Below are 24,884 nucleotides of genomic sequence, written 5' to 3'. Positions count from 1 at the left end.
GGAACCTTTAAGTAAGAAGCCGTCGAAATCCCGGGCGCCGGAGGCGGTCGGTCCGGTAGACCATTTGCCCTGGTGGACTAGACCAGCCAAGGTTCCGGCGGTATACAGAGGGATCACGGAACGTCGGCGCGCGCATCGCCCGGTCCGTGCCACGATGTGAGCCGCGGCCGACGGGGTGTCGGCCGTTTCGGCACCCGCAGCCGGGAAGGCAGGCCATGAGCACCGACGTCAGCAGTGCGGAGAACGAGGGAGGGGCGACCGTCCGTACCGCGCGTGTGCCCAAGTACTACCGCCTCAAGAAGCACCTGCTCGACATCACCGAGACGCAGTCGCCCGGCACGCCGGTCCCGCCGGAGCGCACCCTGGCCGCCGAGTTCGACACCTCGCGCACGACCGTCCGCCAGGCCCTTCAGGAACTCGTCGTCGAGGGGCGGCTGGAGCGCATCCAAGGCAAGGGCACCTTCGTCGCCAAGCCGAAGGTCTCCCAGGCGCTGCAACTCACCTCCTACACCGAGGACATGCGCGCCCAGGGGCTCGAACCGACCTCGCAGCTGCTGGACGTCGGCTACATCACCGCCGACGACCGCCTCGCCGCCCTGCTGGACATCACGGCGGGCGGGCGGGTGCTGCGCATCGAGCGGCTGCGCATGGCCAACGGCGAGCCCATGGCGATCGAGACGACCCACCTGTCGGCGAAGCGCTTCCCGGCCCTGCGCCGGTCGCTGGCCAAGTACACCTCGCTGTACACCGCCCTGGCCGAGGTCTACGACATCCATCTTGCCGAGGCCGAGGAGACCATCGAGACCTCTCTGGCCACACCCCGCGAGGCCGGCCTGCTCGGCACCGACGTGGGCCTGCCCATGCTGATGCTCTCCCGCCACTCCCTGGACCGGCAGGGCCTGCCGGTGGAGTGGGTGCGTTCGGTGTACCGGGGCGACCGGTACAAATTCGTGGCCCGGCTGAAAAGGCCCGCCGAGTAGAGGGTCTGTGGAGGGCCTTCCGCTGGGCTTATCCGTCACTTACATTGCCTGCGCATTACACCTGTGATCAAGGCGATCGGATGAGGGGACGGAGCCGCCGATGTCAGAGACCCCGGAAGTGACCAGGGGGCCGGTGGTGACGCCTGTGCGCGTCGTCATCGCCCTCTGTCTGCTCGCGCCCTTCGCGGCGATGCTGTGGGTGGGTTCGTACGCGAAGGTGGACCCGGCGTTCATCGGGATCCCCTTCTTCTACTGGTACCAGATGCTGTGGGTGCCCCTCTCCGCCGTGCTGACCGTGACGGCGTACAAGCTGTGGCAGCGTGACCAGCGCGGCCGCGCGGCCGCCGCACCGGCCTTGGCCGGCTCCGCCCCCGAGGCGGACTCCTCCTCTCCGAAGGGCGGTGCGTCGGAGTGAAGGACGGCGTGAACGGCGTCGCGCTCGCCGTCTTCATCTTCTTCTTCCTGGCCGTCACGGTCATGGGCTTCCTGGCCGCGCGCTGGCGCAAGGCCGAGAACGAGCAGAGCCTCGACGAATGGGGCCTGGGCGGCCGGTCGTTCGGCACCTGGGTCACCTGGTTCCTGCTCGGCGGCGACCTGTACACCGCGTACACCTTCGTCGCGGTGCCCGCGGCGATCTACGCGGCGGGCGCGGCGGGCTTCTTCGCGGTGCCGTACACGATCCTCGTCTACCCGCTGATCTTCACGTTCCTGCCCCGCCTGTGGTCGGTGTCCCACAAGCACGGCTACGTGACGACCTCCGACTTCGTGCGGGGCCGCTTCGGCTCGAAGGGTCTGTCGCTGGCGGTGGCCGTCACCGGCATCCTGGCGACGATGCCCTACATCGCGCTCCAACTGGTCGGCATCCAGGCGGTGCTGGACGTGATGGGCGTCGGCGGCGGCGAGAACACCAACTGGTTCGTGAAGGACCTGCCGCTGCTGATCGCCTTCGGCGTGCTGGCGGCCTACACGTACTCGTCGGGCCTGCGGGCCCCCGCGCTGATCGCGTTCGTGAAGGACACGCTGATCTACATCGTCATCGCGGTGGCGATCATCTACATCCCGATCAAGCTGGGCGGGTTCGACGACATCTTCGCCAAGGCGGGCGAGGCGTTCAGCCAGACCAACCCGGCGACGGGCAAGCCGCGCGGCGCGCTCGCGCCGGCGGAACCGGGCCAGTGGACGTACGCCACGCTCGCGCTCGGCTCGGCCCTGGCGCTGTTCATGTACCCGCACTCCATCACCGCGACGCTGTCGTCGCGCAGCCGTGAGGTGATCCGCCGCAACACCACGATCCTGCCGCTGTACTCGCTGATGCTGGGCCTGCTCGCGCTGCTGGGCTTCATGGCGATCGCGGCCGGGGTCAAGGTGACCAACGGGCAGCTGGCGATCCCGCAGCTGTTCGAGGACATGTTCCCGTCCTGGTTCGCCGGTGTGGCGTTCGCGGCGATCGGCATCGGCGCGCTGGTGCCGGCCGCGATCATGTCGATCGCGGCGGCGAACCTCTTCACCCGCAACATCTACAAGGACTTCATCCGGCCGGACGCGACGCCCGCCCAGGAGACCAAGGTCTCCAAGCTGGTCTCGCTGCTGGTGAAGGTCGGCGCGCTGGTCTTCGTCCTCACCATGGACAAGACGGTCGCCATCAACTTCCAGCTGCTGGGCGGGATCTGGATCCTCCAGACCTTCCCGGCCCTCGTCGGCGGCCTGTTCACCCGCTGGTTCCACCGCTGGGCCCTGCTGGCCGGCTGGGCGGTCGGCATGGTCTACGGCACCTTCGCCGCGTACGGCGTCGCCTCGCCCACGCAGAAGCACTTCGGCGGCTCGTCGAAGGAGATCCCGGGCATCGGGGAGATCGGCTACATCGGCCTCACGGCGTTCGTCCTCAACGTCGCCGTCGCGGTCGTGCTGACCTTCGTCCTGCGGGCGGCCAAGGCCCCCGACGGGATCGACGAGACGAAGCCGGAGGACTACACGGCGGACGCGGGCGACCCGGGCGTCCAGGTCGAACTGCCCCCGGCCACCGCGGGCACGTCCCACTAGCCGGCCCGCAGGACCCTCGCGGGTCGCGCGTGCGGCACAGGGCGGGCCGTCGGAGAGATCCGGCGGCCCGCCCCCGTGTGTCCGCACGCCCCGCCCGGCCGCCGCGGCCCCGCCCGGCCGCCGCCGGGCCGCTCGCGTCGCACACCCGAGCGGGACGCGGCCCGCGCCGGAGCCGGCGGAGATCACTCTGCTCACCTGTCAGTTGACGCTCTGAAACCGCTGCGACACAACATCTGGGGGTGGCGTGACGGGCGAGCACAAGATGTATGCTCATGCTCGCTGTCGCCGCAGGGGAATCCGGTGCGAATCCGGAACTGTCCCGCAACGGTGTACTCGCGTGCATCCATACCCGTATGCGCACGCCTGTTCAGTCCGAGGTCCTGCCGACAGCGTGCCCGGCCGTCCGGTCCGGGCGCCCCGACGTCCGGGCCTCGCGGAGTGGGCCGGTGGACGCGACGCCCCCGCGCGCTCGTGTGCTGCCTCCTGCCCTGCGCAAGGCCCCCGCCCAGCGAGGGAGAGCCCCACGTGACCATCGCGCCAGCCGAACCGGTTTCGGCCGCCGCACCGGAGACCGACGGCCCCGGGACCGCGTTGTTGCGGACCCTGACCGAGCTGACCGCCGATCTGCCCGACGCCGACCCCGGCCGGGTCGCCGCCGCGGCCCTGCGCGGCCGGTCCGCGCGGACGGCCTCCGAGGTCACCGCGGAGCTGCGCGAGCTGGCCACGGAGGCGGCCGCCGGTCTGATCTCCGAGGACCCGGCCTACTCGAAGCTGGCCGCCCGGCTGCTGACGATCAGCATCGCCGCGGAGGCCGCCTCGCAGGGCGTCACGTCGTTCACGGAGTCGGTCGCCGTCGGCCACCGCGAGGGGCTGATCGCCGACCGCACCGCCGAGTTCGTGCGCACCCACGCGGCCCGCCTCGACGCGCTGGTCGACGACCGCGCCGACGACCGCTTCGGCTACTTCGGCCTGCGCACCCTGCACAGCCGCTACCTGCTGCGGCACCCGATCACCCGCAAGGTCGTCGAGACGCCCCAGCACTTCCTGCTGCGCGTCGCCTCCGGTCTCGCCGAGGACGACACGGTCCGCGCCGTCGACGAGGTCGCCGCGCTCTACGGGCTCATGAGCCGGCTGGACTACCTCCCGTCCTCCCCCACGCTCTTCAACTCCGGCACCCGCCACCCGCAGATGTCGTCCTGCTACCTCCTCGACTCCCCGCTGGACGAGCTCGACTCGCTCTACGACCGCTACCACCAGGTGGCCCGGCTGTCGAAGCACGCCGGCGGCATCGGACTGTCCTACTCCCGCATCCGCAGCCGCGGTTCGCTGATCCGCGGCACCAACGGGCACTCCAACGGCATCGTGCCGTTCCTCAAGACGCTGGACGCCTCGGTCGCCGCGGTGAACCAGGGCGGGCGGCGCAAGGGCGCGGCCGCGGTCTACCTGGAGACCTGGCACTCCGACATCGAGGAGTTCCTGGAGCTGCGCGACAACACCGGCGAGGACGCCCGGCGCACGCACAACCTGAACCTCGCGCACTGGATCCCGGACGAGTTCATGCGCCGGGTCAACGCCGACGAGGCGTGGTCGCTGTTCTCCCCCTCCGACGTGCCCGAGCTGGTCGACCTGTGGGGCGACGAGTTCGACGCCGCCTACCGCAAGGCGGAGGCGGACGGACTGGCGCGGAAGACCATCGCGGCCCGCGACCTGTACGGCCGCATGATGCGCACCCTCGCGCAGACCGGCAACGGCTGGATGACCTTCAAGGACGCCGCCAACCGCACCGCCAACCAGACGGCCGAGCCGGGCCACGTCGTGCACTCCTCCAACCTCTGCACGGAGATCCTGGAGGTCACGGACGACGGCGAGACCGCCGTGTGCAACCTGGGCTCGGTGAACCTGGGCGCGTTCGTCGACACGGCGGCCGGCGACATCGACTGGGAGCGGCTGGACGAGACCGTCCGCACCGCCGTCACCTTCCTGGACCGCGTCGTCGACATCAACTTCTACCCGACCGAGCAGGCGGGCCGCTCCAACGCCCGCTGGCGTCCGGTCGGTCTGGGCGCGATGGGGCTCCAGGACGTCTTCTTCAAGCTGCGCGTCCCCTTCGACTCGCCCGAGGCCAGGGCCCTGTCCACCCGTATCGCCGAGCGCGTGATGCTCGCCGCCTACGAGGCCTCCACCGACCTGGCCGAGCGCAACGGCCCCCTTCCCGCCTGGGAGAAGACCCGCACGGCCAGGGGCGTGCTGCACCCCGACCACTACGGCGTCGAGTTCGCCTGGCCCGAGCGCTGGGCAGCCCTGCGCGAGCGGATCGCCACGACCGGCATGCGCAACTCCCTGCTGCTGGCCATCGCGCCCACCGCCACCATCGCCTCCATCGCGGGCGTGTACGAATGCATCGAGCCGCAGGTGTCCAACCTGTTCAAGCGCGAGACGCTGTCCGGCGAGTTCCTCCAGGTCAACTCGTACCTGGTGCGCGAGCTCAAGGAGCTCGGCGTCTGGGACGCGCGCACCCGGGAGGCGCTGCGCGAGGCGAACGGCTCGGTGCAGGGCTTCGCGTGGATCCCGGCGGAGGTGCGGGCGCTGTACCGCACGGCGTGGGAGATCCCGCAGCGCGGTCTGATCGACATGGCCGCCGCCCGCACCCCGTTCCTGGACCAGGCCCAGTCCCTGAACCTGTTCCTGGAGACGCCGACCATCGGCAAGCTGTCCTCGATGTACGCGTACGCCTGGAAGTCGGGCCTGAAGACGACGTACTACCTGCGCTCGCGCCCGGCGACCCGCATCGCGCGCGCCGCCCAGGGCACGGCGCAGCCGGAGGCGACCGTCCCCGTGCAGCAGGCGGCCGACCCCGACGCCGTCGCCTGCTCCCTTGAGAACCCCGAGTCCTGCGAGGCCTGCCAGTGATGACCACCGCACCCGAGAAGGCCGAGAAGGCCGAGAAGAACCTGCTCGACCCGGGCTTCGAGCTGACCCTGCGGCCGATGCGCTACCCCGACTTCTACGAGCGCTACCGGGACGCCATCAAGAACACCTGGACCGTCGAGGAGGTCGACCTCCACTCGGACGTCGCCGACCTCGCGAAGCTGTCCGAGGGCGAGCAGCACATGATCGGCCGGCTGGTCGCGTTCTTCGCGACGGGCGACTCGATCGTGGCGAACAACCTCGTGCTGACGCTGTACAAGCACATCAACTCCCCCGAGGCGCGCCTGTACCTGTCCCGGCAGCTGTTCGAGGAGGCCGTGCACGTCCAGTTCTATCTGACGCTGCTGGACACCTACCTGCCCGATCCGCAGGACCGGGCGGCCGCCTTCGACGCGGTGGAGAACATCCCCTCCATCCGCGAGAAGGCCGAGTTCTGCTTCAAGTGGATCAACGAGGTCGAGAAGCTGGAGCGGCTGGAGTCCCAGGCCGACCGCCGCCGCTTCCTGCTCAACCTGATCTGCTTCGCCGCGTGCATCGAGGGCCTGTTCTTCTACGGGGCCTTCGCGTACGTCTACTGGTTCCGCAGCCGTGGTCTGCTGCACGGCCTGGCGACCGGCACCAACTGGGTGTTCCGCGACGAGACGATGCACATGAGCTTCGCCTTCGAGGTGGTCGACACCGTGCGCAAGGAGGAGCCGGAGCTCTTCGACGACCGGCTCGAGGAGCAGGTCGCCGACATGCTCCGGGAGGCCGTCGAGGCCGAGTTGCAGTTCGCGCGCGACCTGTGCGGCGAGGGCCTGCCCGGCATGAACACCGACTCCATGCGGCAGTACCTGGAGTGCGTCGCCGACCAGCGGCTGTCGCGCCTCGGCTTCGCCCCGGTGTACGGCTCGCAGAACCCGTTCTCCTTCATGGAGCTCCAGGGCGTTCAGGAGCTGACCAACTTCTTCGAGCGCCGCCCCTCGGCGTACCAGGTCGCGGTGGAGGGCACCGTCGACCTGGACGAGGACTTCTGAGTCCGGCCCCCCGACGGGACGGGCCGCGCTGCCTGCCCGGCCCGCGCGGCCGTCAGCTGACGGTCGATCCGGCGCTCGTGGAGAAGTCCCACGAGCGCCGGTCCCGCGAGGAGGAGGGCGAGGGCCAGGACGGTGAGGTACTCACTGAGTGCGTTCATGAGGTAAGCGTCGTACTTCCCGGACGCTGCTGACAGTGGCAGGACTGCCGCAGACCTTCAAATTACTGCCACCCCGGGTGCACACTGGCCGCATGCTGAACGACGTGGCCGTGATCCTGCTGAACGGTGTGCACCCCTTCGAACTGGGCGTGGTCTGCGAGGTCTTCGGGATCGACCGCAGCGACGAGGGGCTGCCCGTCTACGACTTCGCCGTCGCCTCGGCGGAGGGGGCCACGCTCGACACCCACGCCGGCTTCACCCTGGGCACCGGGCACGGTCTCGAACGGCTGGAGAGCGCCGACCTGATCGCCGTCCCCGCCGGGGAGACGTACGGCAGCCGGGAGTTCCCGCCGGAGCTGCTCGACGCGCTGCGCCGGGCCGTGGACCGGGGCACGCGCGTGCTCAGCGTCTGCTCCGGGGCGTTCGTGCTGGCCGCGGCGGGCCTGCTGGACGGACGGCGCTGCGCGGTGCACTGGCGGCACGCCGAGCAGCTGGCGCGGCAGTACCCGCGCACCAGGGTCGAACCCGACGTGCTCTACGTCGACGAGGACCCGGTGATCACCTCGGCCGGGACGGCCGCGGGCATCGACGCCTGTCTGCACATCGTCCGCAAGGAGCAGGGCCCCGAGATCGCCAACCGGATCGCCCGGCGGATGGTGGTGCCGCCGCACCGCGACGGCGGACAGGCCCAGTACATCGAGCGCCCGCTGCCCCGGTCGCGGTGCGACACCGTCGGCGAGGTGCTCGCCTGGATGGAGCAGCACCTCGACGAGGAGGTCACCGTCGAGCAGCTCGCCGAACGCGCCCACATGGCCCCGCGCACCTTCGCCCGGCGCTTCCAGCAGGAGACGGGCACGACCCCCTATCGGTGGCTGCTGCGCCAGCGGGTGCTGCTGGCACAGCACCTGCTGGAGGCGACGGACGAGACGGTGGACGCCATCGCCTGGCGCGCCGGGTTCGGCACGGCGGGCGCGTTGCGCCATCAGTTCGTGCAGACGCTCGGGACCACCCCCCACGCCTACCGGCGCACGTTCCGCGGTCCCCGGGCCGTGGCCTGAGCCGGGGCGCTCACCCCGGTATCGCCCGCAGCAGCAGCCGGCGCGGCCGCAGCGTGATGCCGACGTGCGTCCGGTTGTCCGAGCCGGGCGCCGGCTCGAAGCGGAACGCGTTCGCCACCACCGCCGTGATCAGCGTCAGCTCGGCCATCGAGAAGTGGTCGCTCGGGCACTTGCGGTTGCCCACGCCGAACGGGGTCATGGCGTATTTCGGCAGGTTCGGGGAGCCGCCGGGCAGCCAGCGGTCGGGGTCGAACTCCGTGTGGCGCTCGTAGGACCGCGGATCGCGCTGCACCGCGTACGGGCTGTACACGATGTCGGCTCCGGCCGGAATGCGGTATCCGCCGAGCTCCGTGTCGGTCACCGCGCGCCGGGTCAATATCCATACGGCGGGATACAGCCGCATGGTCTCGACGACGACATTGGCGGTGTGCTGGAGCTTTCGGACGTCGGCGAATGCGACCGGCCGGTCGCCGACAACGTTTTTCACCTCTTCGCGGATCTTGTCCACCTGATCCGGGTGCTCGGTGAGCACATGGAGCAACGACATGACCACTGAGCCGGCGGTTTCGCTGCCCGGGGTGAGCATCGCGACGACCTGGTCGTGGATCTCCTGTTCACCGATCGGTTCGCCATTCTCGTCCTCGGCCTCGAGCAAAGCCGTCAGCAAATCGTTCGGTTTTTGACCGGATGCCCTGCGGTCGGCGACGATCTCGTCCACCAGCCGGTGCAGATCGGCCAGCGCCCGGTTGAATTCGCGGTTGGCCGGAACCGGCACCCGGTAAAGCGGCCCGAGCGGCACGACCATGCGCTGGTACATGCCGGCGAACAGGGTGGCCAGCGCGGCGGTGATGCGCTCGGAGCGGGCGTCCATGTAGCTGCCGCGCATCAGGCAGCGGGCCGAGATGCGCACGGACACCCGGAAGGCCTCGGCGGTGACGTCGAGGACCTCGCCCCTGGACCAGCGCCCGACGAGCGCGTGGGCCTCCTCCTCCATGATCGGCCCGTAGCCCGGCAGGGCGTCGAGCCGGAACGCGGGCTGGATCGTGCGCCGCTGGCGGCGGTGGAGCGGCCCGTTGGCCGTGGCCACGCCCTCCTTGCCGAGCAGGCTCTCCAGGGTCTCCCACAGGGGCCCCGAGATGATGTAGTCCGGGCTGAGCGCCAGGGCTCCGGTGAGCTCCGGCGAGGTGACGGCGTACACCGTCTTGGGGCCGAGCCTGAGGCGCACGACGTCGCCGTGGTCGCGCAGCCGGGCCATGAAGGCCAGGGGGTCGCGGGCGAGCTTCCAGCCGTGCCCGAGGAGCGGAACCCCGCCACCGGCCACCGGTGGCTCACTCGGTTCCCCGGTCCCGGGGGTCACGGGCTTCACCGACTCGACGGTCATTTCTCACCTGCCGCTTCGTTGTTGACGTACGGGGGCGTGGACCGGTCGTCCCAGCTGTCGACCATGTAACGGCCGGACTCGTGGTGGAACCAGTAGACGGAACTGAACCAGTTGCGCATATTGCCGAGGCAGGCCCTGACGGCGGCGGATAATTCCCTTCCGCGCACTGTCCCGTCGTCGAGCCGGTCGGCGAGGAGCAGAACGTCCTTCTCGACGACCATGAATTCCGCAATGCATGCGTCGATGCGGCGGCGGAGATCGTCGACCGCCTGTTCCAGGGTCATTCCCTCGTGGGTGATGAGGGAGATTCCGAGATTGTGCACCTCGTCCCCCGCCAGTTCCTTGGGCAGTGAGCAGAGGTCGTTGTACCAGGCGGCGAATTCCTGACTGAGCAGGGCCGCCCGCCGATAGGCCGGGTGTTTGCGCACCGAGGCCGGGAGTTCACAACCGGCGCTCGGTTCCAGCAGATCGGTCCAGATCCAGTGCGCGAAGGTCAGCCGGCGCAGCGCGAGATATTCCTCGACGCCGGGAATGCGCCCTTCCACGCGGTTGCGGAATTCACGGTCGTACGCCTCGATCACGGTGTGGAAGTGACGGGCGAACCGCGCGTTCCAGGTGCCGGGGAGGAAGGAGAACAGCCGGGTCACCGAGTCCGCGAGTCCGGCGACCAGCGGGTCCGGATGGCGCAGATGAGCTCCCGGGGAGTCCAGAGCCGCGTGCAAGCGGAACCTGAGTCGCCGCCAGGAGGAGGCCCGGCCGTGGACGACGTCACGGTCGTGCCGGTCGTCCCAGACGAAGAACCATGCGCTGTAGTCCGCGATGGCCTGCATGACCTCGTCGGGCGCGCCGAGGTAGTAGCCCGCCATCAAGTCCGTATAGCACAGGCCGTCGGCATATTCGGCGACCTTGTCCGCCGGCATCAACCGCTTTTCCAGCAGCCAGGAGCGGGTCCTCTCCTGCAACCGGGGCCAATACGGATGCAGTTGCCGGGGAAACGCCGCCTCGATGACCGGAAGAGAGAGCGAGGGAGGGACCGCGGGCGCGGTCACCGTCGCAGTGGTGCTGTATGTGGTGCTGTATGGGAAAGCTGGCACGAAACAACCCCTCTCAGCCGCCAGTGGGCGCACACCCCTCCCGCCGTGCCGGGCGTGCGCCGTTGCGTATCCCCGCTCTTCCCATTCAGCACTACAACTGACCGTTCTGGGAACGGATTTGCTTCATTCACTACCCCAAGATGCTGAGAATCCGCCCCCGGGTGACTGGTTATGGATCAGCAGATGTGCGGTAGGTGTGCGTAAACGATCGAACGTCCTACGGACACACGAACGACGCCTGGCCGGGGGGCGTCCCGGCCAGGCGTCGCGTGGGTGTGTGCCGCACTCAGTCGTTGGCCACCACGGGGTAGCGGGGCTCGTTCTCGGCCATCTGCCGCAGGGCGTCCTTGCGCTCCCGCTTGGACAGCCGGTCGATGTACAGGTACCCGTACAGGTGATCCGTCTCGTGCTGCAAACACCGTGCGAAGTACCCGGTGCCCCGCACCTTGATCGGGTTGCCGTGCTCGTCCTGCCCGGTGACCTCGGCGTAGTCGGGGCGGGCGAGCGGCGCGTAGGCGGTCGGCACCGACAGACAGCCCTCGCTGCTGTCGTCCAGCCGTCGCCGGTCGGCGGGCAGTTCGACCAGGCGGGGGTTGCAGACGACGCCGGTGTGCCGGACGCCCTCGTCGTCGGGGCAGTCGTAGACGAACACCTTCAGGCCGACGCCGATCTGGTTGGCGGCCAGGCCCACGCCCTCGGCGGTGTGCTGCGAGGCGAACATGTCCGCGACCAGCTGCCGCAGTTCCTCGTCGAACGCGGTGACGTCGTCGCACTCCTTGTGCAGCACCGGGTTCCCGACGACGGTGATCGGCCGCGAGGTGCCGGCCTCGCGCCAGGCCAGCTCGCGCTCCTGCGTCTTCTCGGTGTCGATGACGAAGCCCTCGTCGTCCACGGGGAGCACGCCCGCGTGCTGCTGATCGGTGTCCTGCTGGGCCATGACCGACGATGCCTTCCTCAAACAGACAGGGGGTGAATGCTCGATACAGGGTACGGGCAGCGCACCCCGTCGCAGCGCGGGCCGCCGTCCACCGGGGCTCCGCCGAGCGGCGCGTCAGCACACCTCTTCGAGATCCCGCCAGTCCCTCGAATCGGGACTGTCGGCGACCCATCCGTCCAGCAGGCCCCGCACGAGCGAGGCCGGGGCGGCCACCCCGCACTCCCTCTCGGGAACCCACAGCTGCCCGTCGGTGCGATGGCCGAGCGGGCCCGGATGCCCCGGCTCGCTGTGGTCGTGGGGGTCCAGGTGCTCGCCGTCGCCCTCGTCGGAGGGCATCCGCGACTCCGAGCACATCCGGCACAGCAGCCGCACCGACGAGGACCAGTCCTCCGCCGCGAAGCCGGCGTCCGCGGCCAGCTGCTCCAGCGCGTCCCGGTCCGACTCGGTGGCCGCCTCCAGCAGGACCACCCAGGTCGGCACCGGGGACGGGGCCCACAGCTCGATCTCGTCGAAGACCGGATAGGAGTGGCCCGTCGAGGTGGTCCGCTCGCCGTGCGGCACCCCGTCGTGCAGCACGACCTCGCCCCAGCGCCGCCCGGAGGAGGGCAGCGGGATCGACAGCACCTCGATGCGGGCCGGGTCCAGCCGCCGCCCCCACACCACCTCGGCCTCGCCCTCGGGCGACAGCCGCACGGCCGCGCTGCCCAGCTCCATGCCGAGGGGCTCGCCCGCGCCGGTGGCCTCACCGGGCACGTGCAGCCCGTACGCCTGCCAGGCGCGGCGGGCCAGCGGCCAGTCCTGCAACGCCGTGGCGGCGATGCCGACGTTCCACCAGTCGGGGGCCCCGGCCCCGCGGTCGAGCAGCGCGACGGCCCGCAGACCCGCCGTGCGGGCCTGCTCCCAGTCGTGGCGGAACTTGTGCAGCAGGGCGAGGTTGAACCAGGACTCCGACAGCCAGGGTTCCAGGTCGGCGGCACGTGTCAGCAGCGCACCCGCGTCCTCGTACCGCCCGTCGCCGATCAGCGTGAACGCGCGATCGGTGGCCTGCCGCCAGGAGGCGGAGGGCCGGTGCCGTCCCTTGCCGAAGATCCTCACGATTCCCGCCTGCCAGTTCCGTTCTGTGGGCTGGCCAGTGCCCCCGGACACTCTCTCCCTCGCATCCAACCACGTGTGGCCGCGGGGCCGCTCATTACCCATGGGTTACCCACCCGCGGGCAAGGTCAGACGGCCTTTCGACAGCACCCTGGCCAGCGCCTCGACCACCTCGGGCGCGTACTCCCCGCCGGTGCCCAGCCGCAGCTCCTCCAGGGCGCCGAGGGCCCCGCCGGGACTGCTGCCCCGAACCTTCTCGTCGTATGCGTTCACCACGCGGACGATGCGGGCCGCCAGCGGCTGCTCCGGGTAGGGATCGGCCTGTCGCTCCACCACCGCCGCCACCTGGGCGCTCGCCCCGGTCTGGCGGACGACGGCCCCGCCGAGCAGGGCGATCCGGCGCTGCTCGGCGCTCGGCAGCCCGGCGGTGGCCCCGGCCGGGACCGGGTCGACGAGGCTGAGCTGGCCGATGTCGTGCATGAGGGCCGCGTACTCCAGGACGGTCAGGTCGGGCTCGGGCAGCCGCAGGTCGCGGCCCACGGCCTGGCTCAGGGCCGCGACCCGGCGGGCGTGCCCGGCCGGGGTGTACCCGGCGATCTCGGTGGCGCGCGCCAGGGAGGCGATGGTCTGCCGGTAGGTGGCCCGCACGGCCGCGTAACGGCGCAGGGACAGCTGGGTGAGCAGCAGCGGCACCGAGAACACCGGCAGCGCCCACAGGCCCACCACGGCGACCGCGAGCGCCATCACCGCGCCCGTCGCGCACACCGCCGAACCGATCCCGGGCACCGCCCGCAGTTCGTCCCGCAGCATCGGGGCGAACGGCCAGCCGGTGCGGGAGGCGGCGAGGGCGGCCGCGACGACGGCGTCGCACAGGACGGTCAGGACCAGCAGCGCGAGGAGCAGCAGCGCGTAGGCGGGACCGCTCCAGGCGTCGAACACCCCGCGGTTGTAGAGGGGCTGGAAGCAGACGGCGGCGAACCCGACCGCGAGGACGCGCCGGACCAGGTGGTCGGCGACGGGGCCCTCGCCGCGCGCCAGGTAGGGCACGCCGCCCAGCAGGGAGGCGGTCGCGACGACCACGACGACCTGGGCGACCCCGTGGTGGGTGGGGTGGCCGGCGTGCTCTCCGACCAGCGCGTACGCCAGCGCGCCGGCCGCGCCGAGCGGCGCGCGCTCGCGCGGCCCGGGCCCGTCGGCGGGCGTCTCCACCGGCAGGAGCCGGGGGTCCAGCAGGGGCAGCTCGCCGACGGCGACGAGGACGCCGAAGGCGAGCGCCATGGGCCGCTGGTCCACCCCGGTCGCACACGTGACGAGAAGGCAGACGGCGACGAGGAGGGCGGCGGCGGCGCGCAGGGCGAGGAGGGCGCGGCGCGAGGTCATCGGCGCGCCCTCGACCGGTCGCCGGACGGCCGCGCGGGGGCGGGAACCGCGGGACGGCTCTCCTCGGCGGTCACGACCGGACGCCAGCCGTCGCGTTCGACGACGCGGGTCAGCGCCGTGACCATCCGGGGGTCGAAGTGGGCTCCGGCGCACCGGCGCAGTTCCTCCAGGGCCGCCTCGACCGGCCGGGCGCGGCTGTAGGACCGGGTGGACGTCATCGCGTCGAAGGCGTCCGCGACGGCGACCACGCGCGCGGGCTCCGGAATCTGCGCGCCCGCCAGACCGTACGGGTAGCCGGTGCCGTCGATGCGTTCGTGGTGGTGCAGGATCGCCGAACGCGCCTCGCCGAGGAAGGAGATGCCCCGGGTGATCTCGTGCCCGTACTCGGGGTGCAGCTCGATCACCCGCCGCTCCTCGGGGGTCAGGGGCCCGTTCTTGCGCAACAGCCGGGTGGGGACGCCGAGTTTGCCGACGTCGTGCAGGATGCCGGCGAAGCGGAGCATCTCGACGCGGGTCTCGTCCATGCCGAGTTCGCGGGCGATCATCATCGAGGCCTGGCCGACGCGTTCGCTGTGTCCGCGGGTGTAGCCGTCCTTGATGTCGACGGCCTGCACCAGCGCGCGGATCGTCGCCTGGTGGGCGGCGCGCTCCCGGTGGTACTGCGCGAACACCCACCAGGACACGCCCATCGGGAACAGCACGAGCAGGGCGGCCACCGGGCCGTAGGGGCTGAGCCAGAGCACGGCCGTCATCAGCCCGGCCAGCCCGTGCACGGCGAGGGGCGCCAGGGAGCGCAGGAACAGTCCGCGGCAGGCCTGCCGCAGGGGCAGTCCCTCGGCGAGCGCGAGCATCCCGCCGTCGAGGAGGGCGAGCGCGGCGCAGAACACCAGCACGGCGGCGCCGGCCGGTGCGAGGGCGAAGGGCACGTCACAGCCGGCGACGGCCTCCCGGCCGCCGAGCGCCCCGTGCACCCGGGACGCGGCCCACACGGCGAGGGCCGACTGGGCGGCCCGCCAGATCCGGCGCAGGGCGGCGGGGGGCTGCTCGACGTGCGAGAAGAGCGCTCCGGGCAGCGGCACGAGGGCGGCCGCGGACGGTGCGAGCAGGAAGGCCCCGGCGAGCAGCACGGGGTGGAAGGTGCCGGCGAACCGGCGCCGGGCGATCTGCTCGCCCCCGGCGTACAGGGCGGCGAGCAGGGCGACGGCCCACCAGGGGGTCCGTCCGTCCGACAGGGGGAACAGACAGAGCAGCGCGCCGAGGGCGGCACAGGCGACGTATCCGCGTGCCCGCGCCGGAATCCCCTCCATGCCGCCTCCCCCAGCCGTGCCTGTCCGGGCTCAGGAGCCTAGGACGGCCGGGGGTGGCTTCGCGGGCGTATCACCCGCGGATTAGCACATTCGGGTGATGCGGACGGCGGCCGGGACCCGCGCGGGACCCGGGTGCCGCGGGGGTCAGGACTCCTGCGGCGCGGCCGTCACGTCGTGCTCGGGGACGGCCTGGCCGGTACGGATGAGATCCAGCCGCCCGAGGACCTTGGCCCGCAGGTCGCTCGGCACGTCGTCATGCCCGCAGCACCGCTTGACCAGCTTCTTCACGGCCTCCTCCAGCCCGTACTTCTCCAGGCAGGGGGAGCATTCCTCGAAGTGGTGCTGGAACTTGTCCCGGTCCAGTGGCGGCATCTCGCTGTCGAGATACTCGTACAGGTGGTCGAGGACCTCACTGCAGTCCGTCTCGTGCGGATCTCCGCAGCTCATGAGCCCGAACCTTTCGCTTCGTTCGACTCTCCGGCGCCGGCCGGGACCAGTCCGCGCTCGCGGGCGTAGTCCTCCAGCATGCCGCGCAGTTGACGGCGGCCCCGGTGCAGCCGGGACATCACCGTGCCGATGGGTGTCCCCATGATGTCCGCGATCTCCTTGTACGCAAAGCCCTCCACGTCCGCGAGATACACGGCGATCCGGAACTCCTCCGGAATGGCCTGGAGCGCTTCCTTGACGTCGGAGTCGGGCAGGTGGTCCAGCGCCTGCGACTCGGCGGAGCGCAGACCGGTGGACATGTGCGACTCGGCGCGCGCCAGCTGCCAGTCCTCGATCTCCTCGGCCGCGGAGCGCTGGGGCTCGCGCTGCTTCTTGCGGTACGAGTTGATGAAGGTGTTGGTGAGGATCCGGTACAGCCAGGCCTTGAGGTTGGTGCCCTCCCGGAACTGGTGGAAGGACGCGTACGCCTTGGCGTACGTCTCCTGCACCAAGTCCTCGGCGTCCGCGGGGTTGCGCGTCATGCGCAGCGCGGCCGAGTACATCTGGTCGAGGAACTCGAGCGCGTCCCGTTCGAAGCGCGCGGTGCGCTCGGCGGAGGACTCCGCGCCGGTCTGCGCGCTCGTGCCCTGGCCCTCGGGCAGCTCCGCCTGGCCGTTGTCGGTCCCTGCGTCGGTACCGGTGACCGGACCCACCTCCTCAAGATCGCGGGCGGAACCGAAAGCGATCCCACTCGAATCGGAGGATAGACGACTACCCGTGCCGGCCGCCGCTCGAATAGGCGTGGCCTTGGCCGCATGCAGCACCGTCCAGTCCAGGTCGGCGCGGCTGCTGCGGCCCGAATCGGACTCTGCCGGGCGAAGCCCGTCCACCGGGTGGAGATGGGTGGCGGGCGGGCAGATGGTCGAACCCATGCGGCGGACTTCCTCTCCCACTGACGTCGGCGCCTGTCTCTCAGCGCCTCTGTCCGCCACAACAGCACCCGCCTCCCGCACATTCCCGGCCGTTCACATGAGTGACCCGGCCCACCGCACGACCCCGGCGGTGATGACGTCCAGCGCCTGCTCCTGGGTGACGGGGGCGCGCTTGGGCACGGCGAACCCGTGGTCCCCGTAAGGAACTTCCACGAGTTCGTACCCGCCGTCGGGGAACTCCTCGGGCCTGCCGAAGGGGTCGTTGGCCCCCTGGACGACGAGCGTCGGCCGCCCGGCCCCGAGCAGCTCGGCCGCGCGCGAGCGCTCCGGCCGGCCCGGCGGGTGCAGCGGGAAGCTCAGCGCCAGCACGGCGTGGGCGCCGAGTTCCGTCGCGGTGCGGCAGGCCACCCGTGCGCCCGCCGACCGTCCCGCGGCGATCACCGGCAGCCCGGGCGCGACGACGGCCGGCCAGATCCCGCGCCAGCCGGCGTCGAGGGTCTTCGGGGCGGGCGCGATCTTCTTGCCGGCCACACGCCAGGGCTGCTCGACGAGGGCGACGGCGACGCCGTGCCGGGGCAGGACGTCCGCCAGTGCCTGGAGGTCCCGGGCCTCGACGCCGCCGCCGGCGCCAGGTGACGCGGGCGGTGCCCGCCTCGGTCTCGACCGTCTCGACCGTCTCGCGGGTCGCCCGGGTCACCCGTGTCGCGTCCGGCACGTCCGGCACGTCGGTCCCTGCGTCCCGGTCGGTCGCGTCCGTCTCGTTCGTCACATCAGAAGAGTGTGCCCTCCTCGGGCCCCTCCAGCTCCTTCAGCAGCTCCGGCCCGTTGTTGCGGACGTTGCTGACGGCCGTGGACACCGGGTAGGCGCGCATCATCCCGGCCGGCGGGGGTTCGAGGAGCGAGCGCAGGCCGTCGGCGTCCGTGCGCGACGGGTCGAGCCAGGCGTCCCAGCGGTCCGGGGTGAGCATCAGCGGCATCCGCGGGTGGATGTCGGCCAGGACGTGCGGTCCGTCGGCGGGGGCCACGGCCAGCGGGGACGTCTCGGCCTCGGTGGTGATCACCGAGCAGGTCGCCCACCAGGCCTGCGGATGGTCGTCGGGCAGGGTGCGGTCGCGCCAGAACTCGTACAGGCCCGCCATGGCGAAGACGGAGCCGTCGGCCGGCAGCACGAAGTACGGCTGCTTGCGGGGCCGCTTCTTCTTCCCCTCCACCTCCAGGTCCCGCTCCTGGACGCCGGTGACCCACTCGTAGTAGCCGTCGGCGGGCAGGATGCAGCGCCGGGCGGAGAAGGCCCGCCGGTACGACGGCTTCTCGTGGACGGTCTCGGCACGGGCGTTGATCATGCGCGCCGCGCCCTCGGGCGTCTTCGACCAGGACGGGACCAGCCCCCACTTCAGCCGGCGCAGCTGGCGAACCGGGCGCTTGTCGTCGGCGTCCTTCAGGGGGCGGTCCAGGACGGCGTAGACCTCCTTGGTCGGCGCCACGTTGTAATCGGGCTCGAGGGCCTCCAGGGGCTCCCAGGTCTCGATCTCAAAGGTTCCTGCGAGATCCTCGGGCCTGCGACTCGCTGCATACCGTCCGCACATACGTGCCACACTGCCAGACTCCTCGGAGAGAACGGGAGCCACCCGACACTATGGAGAGCACCGCCGCCCTCGCGCTGCCCGATCTGTGGGACCGGCTCGTCGGCACCCAGACCGACCCCGACCTGTGGGTGGTGATCGCCACCGCCGTGGCGGCCCTCGCGGTCGTCGTGCCGCACAGCCTGTGGCGGCTCTCCCGCAACGCCATCACCATCGCCCACGAGGGCGGCCACGGTCTGGTCGCGCTGTTGACCGGGCGTCAGCTGACCGGGATACGCCTGCACTCCGACACCAGCGGCCTGACCGTCAGCCGGGGCAAGCCGCACGGGCTCGGCATGATCCTCACCGCGGCGGCCGGCTACACCGCTCCCCCGCTGCTCGGCCTGGGCGGCGCGGCCCTGCTGGGCGCCGGACGCATCACCCTGCTGCTCTGGGTCGCGACGGCGCTGCTGCTGGCGATGCTGGTGATGATCCGCAACGCGTACGGCGCGCTGACCGTCGTCGTCACCGGCGGCGCCTTCCTGCTCGTGTCCTGGCTGGCCGGCCCCCAGGTGCAGGCGGCCTTCGCGTACGCGGTGGTGTGGTTCCTGCTGCTGGGCGGCGTGCGGCCGGCCTTCGAGCTCCAGGCGAAGCGCGCACGCGGCGGCGCGGGCGACTCCGACGCGGACCAGCTGTCCCGCCTGACCCATGTGCCGGCCGTCCTGTGGCTGTTCCTGTTCCACGCGGTGAGCCTGTGCGCGCTGCTCGGCGGCGGCAGGTGGCTGCTCGGGCTGTGACCGGCCCGGGCGCGCCTCGCGGGGCACGGGACCGGGTGACGGGAGCGCGTGACGGGAGCGGGCCGCGGGGACCTCGTCGGGGACGGGCCGCGGCGCCCGGGCGGGCCGGACGGCGACGCACCCGGATCCCGGCCGCGGACTAAAGTGGGCGCATGCCCGTGAACCCCGCCCACACCGCCCTCTGGCCCGCCCCGCACGCGAGCGAGGCCGTCGACGCGACGGTCCACGTGCCGGGGTCGAAGTCCGTCACCAACCGCGCCCTCGTCCTCGCGGCGCTCGCCTCCGAGCCGGGCTGGCTGCGCCGCCCGCTGCGCTCGCGCGACACCCTGCTGATGGCGGCCGCGCTGCGCGAGATGGGCGTCGGCATCGAGGAGACGGTCTCGTCCAGCTCCTCCGTGGCAGCCGGTCCGGACCGCGCCGGCGAGGCCTGGCGCGTCCTGCCCGCGGGCCTGCGCGGGCCCGCCACCGTCGACGTCGGCAACGCGGGCACCGTGATGCGCTTCCTGCCGCCGGTCGCCGCCCTCGCCGACGGCCCCGTCCGCTTCGACGGCGACCCGCGCGCGTACGAGCGGCCCCTGAACGGCGTCATCGACGCGCTGCGCGTGCTCGGCGCGCGCATCGACGACGACGACCGCGGCGCGCTGCCGCTGACCGTGCACGGCTCGGGCGGGCTGGACGGCGGCACGGTCGAGATCGACGCCTCGTCGTCGTCGCAGTTCGTGTCGGCGCTGCTGCTCTCTGCGCCGCGCTTCAACCAGGGCGTGGAGGTCCGGCACACCGGCTCCTCGCTGCCGTCCGCGCCGCACATCCGGATGACGGTGGACATGCTGCGCGCGGTGGGCGCGCAGGTGGACAGCCCGGAGTCGGGCGGCGAGCCGAACGTCTGGCGGGTCACGCCGGGCGCCCTGCTCGGCCGGGACCTGACCGTCGAGCCGGACCTGTCCAACGCCCAGCCGTTCCTGGCGGCGGCGCTGGTGACCGGCGGGCGGGTGCTCGTCCCGGACTGGCCGGCCCGCACCACCCAGCCGGGTGACCGGCTGCGCGAGATCTTCACCGAGATGGGCGGTTCCTGCGAACTGGCCGACTACGGACTGGTCTTCACCGGTTCGGGTTCGATCCACGGCATCGACGTCGACCTCGGCGACGTCGGCGAGCTGACCCCCGGCATCGCCGCGGTCGCCGCCCTCGCCGACTCCCCGTCCACCCTGCGGGGCGTGGCCCATCTGCGGCTCCACGAGACGGACCGGCTGGCCGCGCTGACCAAGGAGATCAACGAGCTCGGCGGCGACGTCACGGAGACGGCCGACGGTCTGCACATCCGGCCGCGCCGGCTGCACGGCGGTGTCTTCCACACCTACGACGACCACCGCATGGCGACGGCCGGCGCGATCCTCGGCCTGGCCGTGGCGGGCATCCAGATCGAGAACGTGGCGACGACGGCGAAGACGCTGCCGGACTTCCCCGAACTGTGGACCGGGATGCTCGGGGTATAGGGACTTTCGCCATGCGCCGCTACGGCAAGCACACCGACGAGGACGACATCCGCAGCCGCCCCAACCGCAAGGGCAACCGGCCTCGTACGCACACCCGCCCCAAGCACGAGGACGCCGCCGACGGCATGGTCCTCACCGTCGACCGGGGCCGGCTGACCTGCCTGGTCGACGACCGGATCGTCGTCGCGATGAAGGCCCGGGAACTGGGCCGCAAGGCCGCGGTGGTCGGCGACCGGGTCGCCCTGGTCGGCGACCTGTCCGGCAAGAAGGACACCCTGGCGCGCATCGTCCGCATCGCCGAGCGCACCTCGGTGCTGCGCCGCACCGCGGACGACGACGACCCCTACGAGCGCGTCGTCGTGGCCAACGCCGACCAGCTCGCCGTCGTCACCGCTCTGGCCGACCCGGAGCCCCGCCCCCGCCTGATCGACCGCTGTCTGGTCGCGGCGTTCGACGGCGGCCTCACCCCGCTCCTGGTCATGACGAAGTCGGACCTGGCGTCCCCGGACAAGCTGCTGGAGCTGTACGGCGACCTCGACATCCCCTACGTCGTCACCAGCCGCGAGGAACTGGAGAACGGCGACGCGGCGGCGCGGGTGCGCGAGCTGCTGGCCGGGCGGACCACGGCGTTCGTCGGCCACTCGGGCGTCGGCAAGACGACGCTGGTCAACGCGCTGGTCCCGCTGGAGCGACGGCGGGTGACCGGCCACGTCAACGCGGTGACCGGCCGCGGCCGGCACACCACGACCTCGGCGCTGGCCCTGCCGCTGGCCGGCACGGACGACTGGGTGATCGACACCCCGGGCATCCGCTCCTTCGGTCTGCACCACGTCGACCCGTCCCGGGTGATCCTCGCCTTCCCCGACCTGGTGCCGGGCACCGAGGGCTGCCCGCGCGCGTGCAGTCACGACGAGCCGGACTGCGCGCTGGACGCGTGGGTCGCCGACGGTCACGCCGACCCGGCGCGGCTGTACTCCCTGCGCCGGCTGCTGTCCACGCGGGAACGCACGGACGGCGACTGACCACCGTCGAACGGCCTACTGACCACCGCGTTGTTTGCGTCGCCCCGAGTCCGGCAAGTGCATAATCGCACCGAGCCGGACCGGGCCGGTCAAACGGAGGGACAGCACATGGCGTGGCTCCTGGTCGTCGTGGCCGGAATGCTCGAGACCGGCTTCGCCGTCTGCCTCAAGCTGTCGCACGGTTTCACCCGGTTCTGGCCGACGGTCGCCTTCTGCGCCTTCGCCCTGGGCAGTTTCGGTCTGCTGACCCTCTCCCTGAAGAAGCTGGACGTCGGTCCCGCCTACGCCGTGTGGACGGGCATCGGCGCGGCCGGCACCGCCATCTACGGCATGGTCTTCCTCGGCGACCTGGTGTCGACCCTGAAGATCGTCTCGATCAGCCTGGTGATCATAGGGGTGATCGGGCTGCAACTGTCGGGTTCGGCTCACTAGGACCCGGCCCGCCGGCGGGCGTGGGCCCCTGCCCCCTGAGATGCCGGTGCAGGGCCCCGCGCACCAGGTCGGCGACGCCGTCCTCGCCCGCGGGCGGCGCGGCCACGCACGACAGTGCGAGACGGACGGCGAGTTCGCAGCAGCGGGCCAGGTCGGCGGCGTCGGCCCGGGCCGCGCCGGGACCGCAGAACACCGCCACCGCCCGGTCCCGGACGGCGCCCACGAGATCGCCGGGCGAGGGCAGCGGCCCGTCCGCCCGCCGCTGCGCCGGCACGGCCGAGGACGAGGGGACCGCCGAGAGCGTCGGCGTGGGCAGGCGTTCGCTCCAGAATCCGGTGAGGACGGCCCGCACGAGCACGTTGTCGCGGGCGGCCGAGACGGTCCACTCGGCGGTGGCGGTCAGCCGGTCCCGGGCGTCGCCGTGCACCGCGAGCGCCCGGTCGATCCCGGCGAGGTATCCGTCGGCCTCGCGCCGGACCAGGGCCCTCGCCAGGCCGTCCTTGCTGCCGAACTCGTTGTACAGCGTCTGCCGGGACACTCCGGCCGCCACGGCGACGTCCACCATCCGCACCGCGGCCCACGGCCGTAGCGCAAGCGCCGCGAAGGCGGCGTCGAGCAGGGATTCCCGCGCTGCAGGCATCATCGCCTCCCGGGGGCGAGCGGCTCTGCGCCCCAGGTTTGACGCGCGAGGGGGCACTGTCAAGGGTGCGCGGCGGGACCGGGACGCTCGCCGGTCCGCCCGGCCCCGCGGGGCGTCCGTACCGCGGTCCGGTGTGGCCCCCGCTCGCCCGTGCCGGATACGGTTCGTCCCATGCCGGACTACCTCGACGACCTCCGACTCGCGCACGTCCTCGCGGACGCCGCCGACGCCGGGACCATGGACCGTTTCAAGGCCCTCGACCTCAAGGTCGAGACGAAACCGGACATGACCCCGGTGAGCGAGGCCGACAAGGCCGCCGAGGAGCTCATCCGCGGCCAGCTCCAGCGGGCCCGCCCGCGGGACGCGATCCTGGGCGAGGAGTACGGCGTCGAGGGCACCGGCCCGCGCCGCTGGGTGATCGACCCGATCGACGGCACGAAGAACTACGTGCGGGGCGTCCCCGTGTGGGCGACCCTCATCTCGCTGATGGAGGCCGGGGAGACCGGCTTCCAGCCCGTGGTCGGCGTCGTCTCGGCCCCCGCGCTGGGCCGCCGCTGGTGGGCGGCGAAGGGACACGGCGCCTACAGCGGCCGCAGCCTGTCCGCCGCGACCCGGCTGCACGTCTCGCGCGTGTCCGACCTCTCGGACGCCTCCTTCGCCTACTCCTCGCTCGGCGGCTGGGAGGAGCGCGGACGGCTCAACGGCTTCCTGGACCTCACCCGCGCGGTGTGGCGCACGCGCGCGTACGGCGACTTCTGGCCGTACATGATGGTCGCCGAGGGCTCGATCGACATGTGCGCCGAACCCGACCTCTCCCTCTGGGACATGGCGGCCACGGCGATCGTGGTGACGGAGGCGGGCGGCACGTTCACGGGCCTCGACGGACGTCCGGGCCCGCACAGCGGCAACGCCGCCGCCTCCAACGGCCTGCTCCACGACGAACTGCTGGACCACCTCAACCAGCGTTACTGACGAACGCCGTTCCGCACCACAGATGAGCGCGCGCGCCCTCAATTGGACGCGCGCGCCCCCTTGTTGACCCCGGCTTTACCTGTCACGCTGACAGCACCCCCACTTGTGAACTTGTGAATCCCCGCACACGCGGCGTGGGATTCTTAAGGAGGTGGCTCAGCCATGCTCGTCCGTGACGCCATGAGCACGGTGATCCTCACCATCGGTCCCGCACACACCCTCCGCCAGGCCGCCGCCCTGATGGCCGCCCGCCGGGTCGGCGCTGCCGTCGTCCTGGACCCGGACGCCGGCGGCATCGGCATCCTCACCGAGCGCGACATCCTCGACTCCGTGGCCCTCGGCCAGGATCCGGACAGCGAACGCACCCACGCCCACACCACGGAGGACGTGGTCTTCGCCGCCCCGGCCTGGACCCTGGAGGAGGCGGCCCGGGCGATGACCCACGGCGGCTTCCGCCACCTGATCGTCCTCGACCGGCACGCGCCGGTCGGCATCGTCTCCGTGCGCGACATCATCCGCTGCTGGGTCTCGGCTCCCACCCACGACCCAGCCCGTACCCCGTCCTACAGTGGAATCGGTCCAAGCCAAGCCGGAATCTAAAGTCACACCCGTTCGGGACCTGGTCACCCGACTGTTAGGCTGGCACCATGAGTGACCTTCTGGACCGACTGCGCGGCCGCGGATGGCGGATGACCGCGCAGCGGCGCGTCGTGGCCGAGGTGCTCGACGGCGAACACGTCCACCTGACGGCCGACGAGGTGCACGCCAGGGCCGTCGTGCGGCTGCCGGAGATCTCCCGGGCGACCGTCTACAACACGCTCGGCGAACTGGTCTCCCTCGGCGAGGTGCTCGAGGTGGCCACCGACCGGCGCGCCAAGCGGTACGACCCGAACGCGCACCGCCCGCACCACCACCTGGTCTGCGCCCGCTGCGGCGCCATCAAGGACGTCCACCCGAGCGGCAACCCGCTGGCCGACCTCCCGGACTCGGAGCGCTTCGGCTTCACGGTCTCCGACGTCGAGGTGACGTACCGCGGCCTCTGCCCCGCCTGCGCGACGGCGTAACACCGGCCCCGCCGACTCCGTCGCGGGTCAGCCCGCACGATCTGGCAGCGCACACGACCGAGGGCCGGAACCCTTTCGGATTCCGGCCCTCGGCCATCAGTAGCGGGGACAGGATTTGAACCTGCGACCTCTGGGTTATGAGCCCAGCGAGCTACCGAGCTGCTCCACCCCGC

24 protein-coding genes, 1 tRNA gene and 1 riboswitch are annotated in these 24,884 nt (G+C 71.7%); of the genes, 13 read left to right on the top strand and 12 right to left on the bottom strand.

Annotated features, from left to right (window positions below; genetic code table 11):
• Window positions 1-215: 215 nt before the first annotated feature.
• From KMS84_RS17380 to KMS84_RS17355, 6 genes are all read left to right on the top strand, one after another.
• Window positions 216-980 carry a GntR family transcriptional regulator gene (locus KMS84_RS17380; RefSeq protein WP_256917147.1) on the top strand — a complete coding sequence of 255 codons (765 nt, stop codon included), beginning with the start codon at window positions 216-218 and terminating at the stop codon, window positions 978-980.
• A gap of 100 nt (window positions 981-1,080) precedes the next feature.
• Window positions 1,081-1,395: a DUF3311 domain-containing protein gene (locus KMS84_RS17375; RefSeq protein ID WP_256917146.1), complete on the top strand. Its 315-nt coding sequence runs from the start codon at window positions 1,081-1,083 to the stop codon at window positions 1,393-1,395.
• Entirely contained in the window at window positions 1,392-3,020 is a 1,629-nt protein-coding gene (mctP, locus tag KMS84_RS17370) for a monocarboxylate uptake permease MctP (RefSeq protein WP_256917145.1), read from the top strand. Before KMS84_RS17375 ends, mctP begins: the two co-directional genes overlap by 4 nt.
• A 266-nt stretch (window positions 3,021-3,286) precedes the next feature.
• Window positions 3,287-3,422, top strand: a riboswitch (cobalamin riboswitch).
• A 123-nt stretch (window positions 3,423-3,545) separates the two neighbouring features.
• Window positions 3,546-5,930 carry a ribonucleoside-diphosphate reductase subunit alpha gene (locus tag KMS84_RS17365; RefSeq protein ID WP_256917144.1) on the top strand — a complete coding sequence of 795 codons (2,385 nt, stop codon included), beginning with the start codon at window positions 3,546-3,548 and terminating at the stop codon, window positions 5,928-5,930.
• Window positions 5,930-6,964, top strand: a complete 1,035-nt coding sequence (locus tag KMS84_RS17360) for a ribonucleotide-diphosphate reductase subunit beta (protein WP_256917143.1) — start codon at window positions 5,930-5,932, stop codon at window positions 6,962-6,964. The genes KMS84_RS17365 and KMS84_RS17360 overlap by 1 nt, the downstream gene beginning before the upstream one ends.
• Before the next feature lie 250 nt (window positions 6,965-7,214).
• Window positions 7,215-8,180 carry a GlxA family transcriptional regulator gene (locus KMS84_RS17355; protein ID WP_256917142.1) on the top strand — a complete coding sequence of 322 codons (966 nt, stop codon included), beginning with the start codon at window positions 7,215-7,217 and terminating at the stop codon, window positions 8,178-8,180.
• Between the two features lie 10 nt (window positions 8,181-8,190).
• Here KMS84_RS17355 and KMS84_RS17350 read toward each other — a convergent pair whose 3' ends face one another.
• The 10 genes from KMS84_RS17350 to KMS84_RS17305 all read right to left on the bottom strand — a co-directional run bounded on the left by KMS84_RS17350 (window position 8,191) and on the right by KMS84_RS17305 (window position 18,315).
• A complete protein-coding gene (locus KMS84_RS17350) occupies window positions 8,191-9,561 on the bottom strand; it encodes a bifunctional albaflavenone monooxygenase/terpene synthase (protein ID WP_256917141.1) in 1,371 nt (456 codons plus the stop codon).
• Window positions 9,558-10,655 carry an epi-isozizaene synthase gene (cyc1, locus tag KMS84_RS17345; protein ID WP_438818947.1) on the bottom strand — a complete coding sequence of 366 codons (1,098 nt, stop codon included), beginning with the start codon at window positions 10,653-10,655 and terminating at the stop codon, window positions 9,558-9,560. The genes KMS84_RS17350 and cyc1 overlap by 4 nt, the downstream gene beginning before the upstream one ends.
• A 286-nt stretch (window positions 10,656-10,941) precedes the next feature.
• On the bottom strand, window positions 10,942-11,592 hold the full coding sequence (gene def / locus KMS84_RS17340; protein ID WP_256917139.1) for a peptide deformylase: 651 nt from the start codon (window positions 11,590-11,592) through the stop codon (window positions 10,942-10,944).
• A 114-nt stretch (window positions 11,593-11,706) separates the two neighbouring features.
• Window positions 11,707-12,687, bottom strand: coding sequence for a tetratricopeptide repeat protein (locus tag KMS84_RS17335; RefSeq protein ID WP_069771692.1), 981 nt, complete (start codon window positions 12,685-12,687; stop codon window positions 11,707-11,709).
• 105 nt (window positions 12,688-12,792) lie between these two features.
• On the bottom strand, window positions 12,793-14,064 hold the full coding sequence (locus KMS84_RS17330) for an HD-GYP domain-containing protein (RefSeq protein WP_256917138.1): 1,272 nt from the start codon (window positions 14,062-14,064) through the stop codon (window positions 12,793-12,795).
• Complete coding sequence (locus tag KMS84_RS17325) at window positions 14,061-15,371, bottom strand: HD-GYP domain-containing protein (RefSeq protein ID WP_256917137.1); 1,311 nt, start codon at window positions 15,369-15,371, stop codon at window positions 14,061-14,063. The genes KMS84_RS17330 and KMS84_RS17325 overlap by 4 nt, the downstream gene beginning before the upstream one ends.
• 144 nt (window positions 15,372-15,515) lie before the next feature.
• Window positions 15,516-15,818: a mycothiol system anti-sigma-R factor gene (rsrA, locus tag KMS84_RS17320; protein WP_109002723.1), complete on the bottom strand. Its 303-nt coding sequence runs from the start codon at window positions 15,816-15,818 to the stop codon at window positions 15,516-15,518.
• A complete protein-coding gene (gene sigR / locus KMS84_RS17315) occupies window positions 15,815-16,510 on the bottom strand; it encodes an RNA polymerase sigma factor SigR (protein WP_256917136.1) in 696 nt (231 codons plus the stop codon). The genes rsrA and sigR overlap by 4 nt, the downstream gene beginning before the upstream one ends.
• Window positions 16,511-16,822: 312 nt before the next feature.
• On the bottom strand, window positions 16,823-17,308 hold the full coding sequence (locus KMS84_RS17310) for an alpha/beta hydrolase family protein (RefSeq protein ID WP_438818946.1): 486 nt from the start codon (window positions 17,306-17,308) through the stop codon (window positions 16,823-16,825).
• Between the two features lie 191 nt (window positions 17,309-17,499).
• Window positions 17,500-18,315, bottom strand: coding sequence for an SOS response-associated peptidase (locus KMS84_RS17305; RefSeq protein WP_256917174.1), 816 nt, complete (start codon window positions 18,313-18,315; stop codon window positions 17,500-17,502).
• 50 nt (window positions 18,316-18,365) lie between these two features.
• On the opposite strand from KMS84_RS17305, the gene KMS84_RS17300 reads away from it, so the two are divergent.
• From KMS84_RS17300 to KMS84_RS17285, 4 genes are all read left to right on the top strand, one after another.
• The gene (locus KMS84_RS17300; protein WP_256917135.1) at window positions 18,366-19,088 is read left to right on the top strand and encodes a M50 family metallopeptidase; all 723 of its coding nucleotides are present in this window, start codon (window positions 18,366-18,368) and stop codon (window positions 19,086-19,088) included.
• Between the two features lie 152 nt (window positions 19,089-19,240).
• Window positions 19,241-20,581 carry a 3-phosphoshikimate 1-carboxyvinyltransferase gene (gene aroA, locus KMS84_RS17295; RefSeq protein ID WP_256917134.1) on the top strand — a complete coding sequence of 447 codons (1,341 nt, stop codon included), beginning with the start codon at window positions 19,241-19,243 and terminating at the stop codon, window positions 20,579-20,581.
• A gap of 11 nt (window positions 20,582-20,592) precedes the next feature.
• Window positions 20,593-21,603 carry a ribosome small subunit-dependent GTPase A gene (rsgA, locus tag KMS84_RS17290; RefSeq protein ID WP_256917133.1) on the top strand — a complete coding sequence of 337 codons (1,011 nt, stop codon included), beginning with the start codon at window positions 20,593-20,595 and terminating at the stop codon, window positions 21,601-21,603.
• A gap of 108 nt (window positions 21,604-21,711) precedes the next feature.
• The gene (locus tag KMS84_RS17285; RefSeq protein ID WP_256917132.1) at window positions 21,712-22,035 is read left to right on the top strand and encodes a DMT family transporter; all 324 of its coding nucleotides are present in this window, start codon (window positions 21,712-21,714) and stop codon (window positions 22,033-22,035) included.
• On the opposite strand, the gene KMS84_RS17280 is transcribed toward KMS84_RS17285, so the two are convergent.
• Complete coding sequence (locus KMS84_RS17280; RefSeq protein ID WP_256917131.1) at window positions 21,992-22,678, bottom strand: TetR/AcrR family transcriptional regulator; 687 nt, start codon at window positions 22,676-22,678, stop codon at window positions 21,992-21,994. The genes KMS84_RS17285 and KMS84_RS17280 overlap by 44 nt on opposite strands.
• 168 nt (window positions 22,679-22,846) lie before the next feature.
• Here KMS84_RS17280 and hisN point away from each other — a divergent pair, with 168 nt between their 5' ends.
• The 3 genes from hisN to KMS84_RS17265 all read left to right on the top strand — a co-directional run bounded on the left by hisN (window position 22,847) and on the right by KMS84_RS17265 (window position 24,711).
• Entirely contained in the window at window positions 22,847-23,647 is an 801-nt protein-coding gene (gene hisN, locus KMS84_RS17275; protein WP_256917130.1) for a histidinol-phosphatase, read from the top strand.
• 162 nt (window positions 23,648-23,809) lie between these two features.
• Window positions 23,810-24,247, top strand: a complete 438-nt coding sequence (locus KMS84_RS17270) for a CBS domain-containing protein (RefSeq protein ID WP_256917129.1) — start codon at window positions 23,810-23,812, stop codon at window positions 24,245-24,247.
• 47 nt (window positions 24,248-24,294) lie between these two features.
• The gene (locus KMS84_RS17265; RefSeq protein WP_256917128.1) at window positions 24,295-24,711 is read left to right on the top strand and encodes a Fur family transcriptional regulator; all 417 of its coding nucleotides are present in this window, start codon (window positions 24,295-24,297) and stop codon (window positions 24,709-24,711) included.
• Window positions 24,712-24,811: 100 nt separating this feature from the next.
• Here the strand turns inward: KMS84_RS17265 and KMS84_RS17260 are convergent.
• Window positions 24,812-24,884, bottom strand: a tRNA-Met gene (locus tag KMS84_RS17260).

This window comes from Streptomyces hilarionis (assembly GCF_024539675.1).
Lineage (GTDB): Bacteria > Actinomycetota > Actinomycetes > Streptomycetales > Streptomycetaceae > Streptomyces > Streptomyces hilarionis.
Note: the sequence above shows the minus strand (reverse complement) of the source record. Positions and strands in the feature narration are given on the sequence as shown.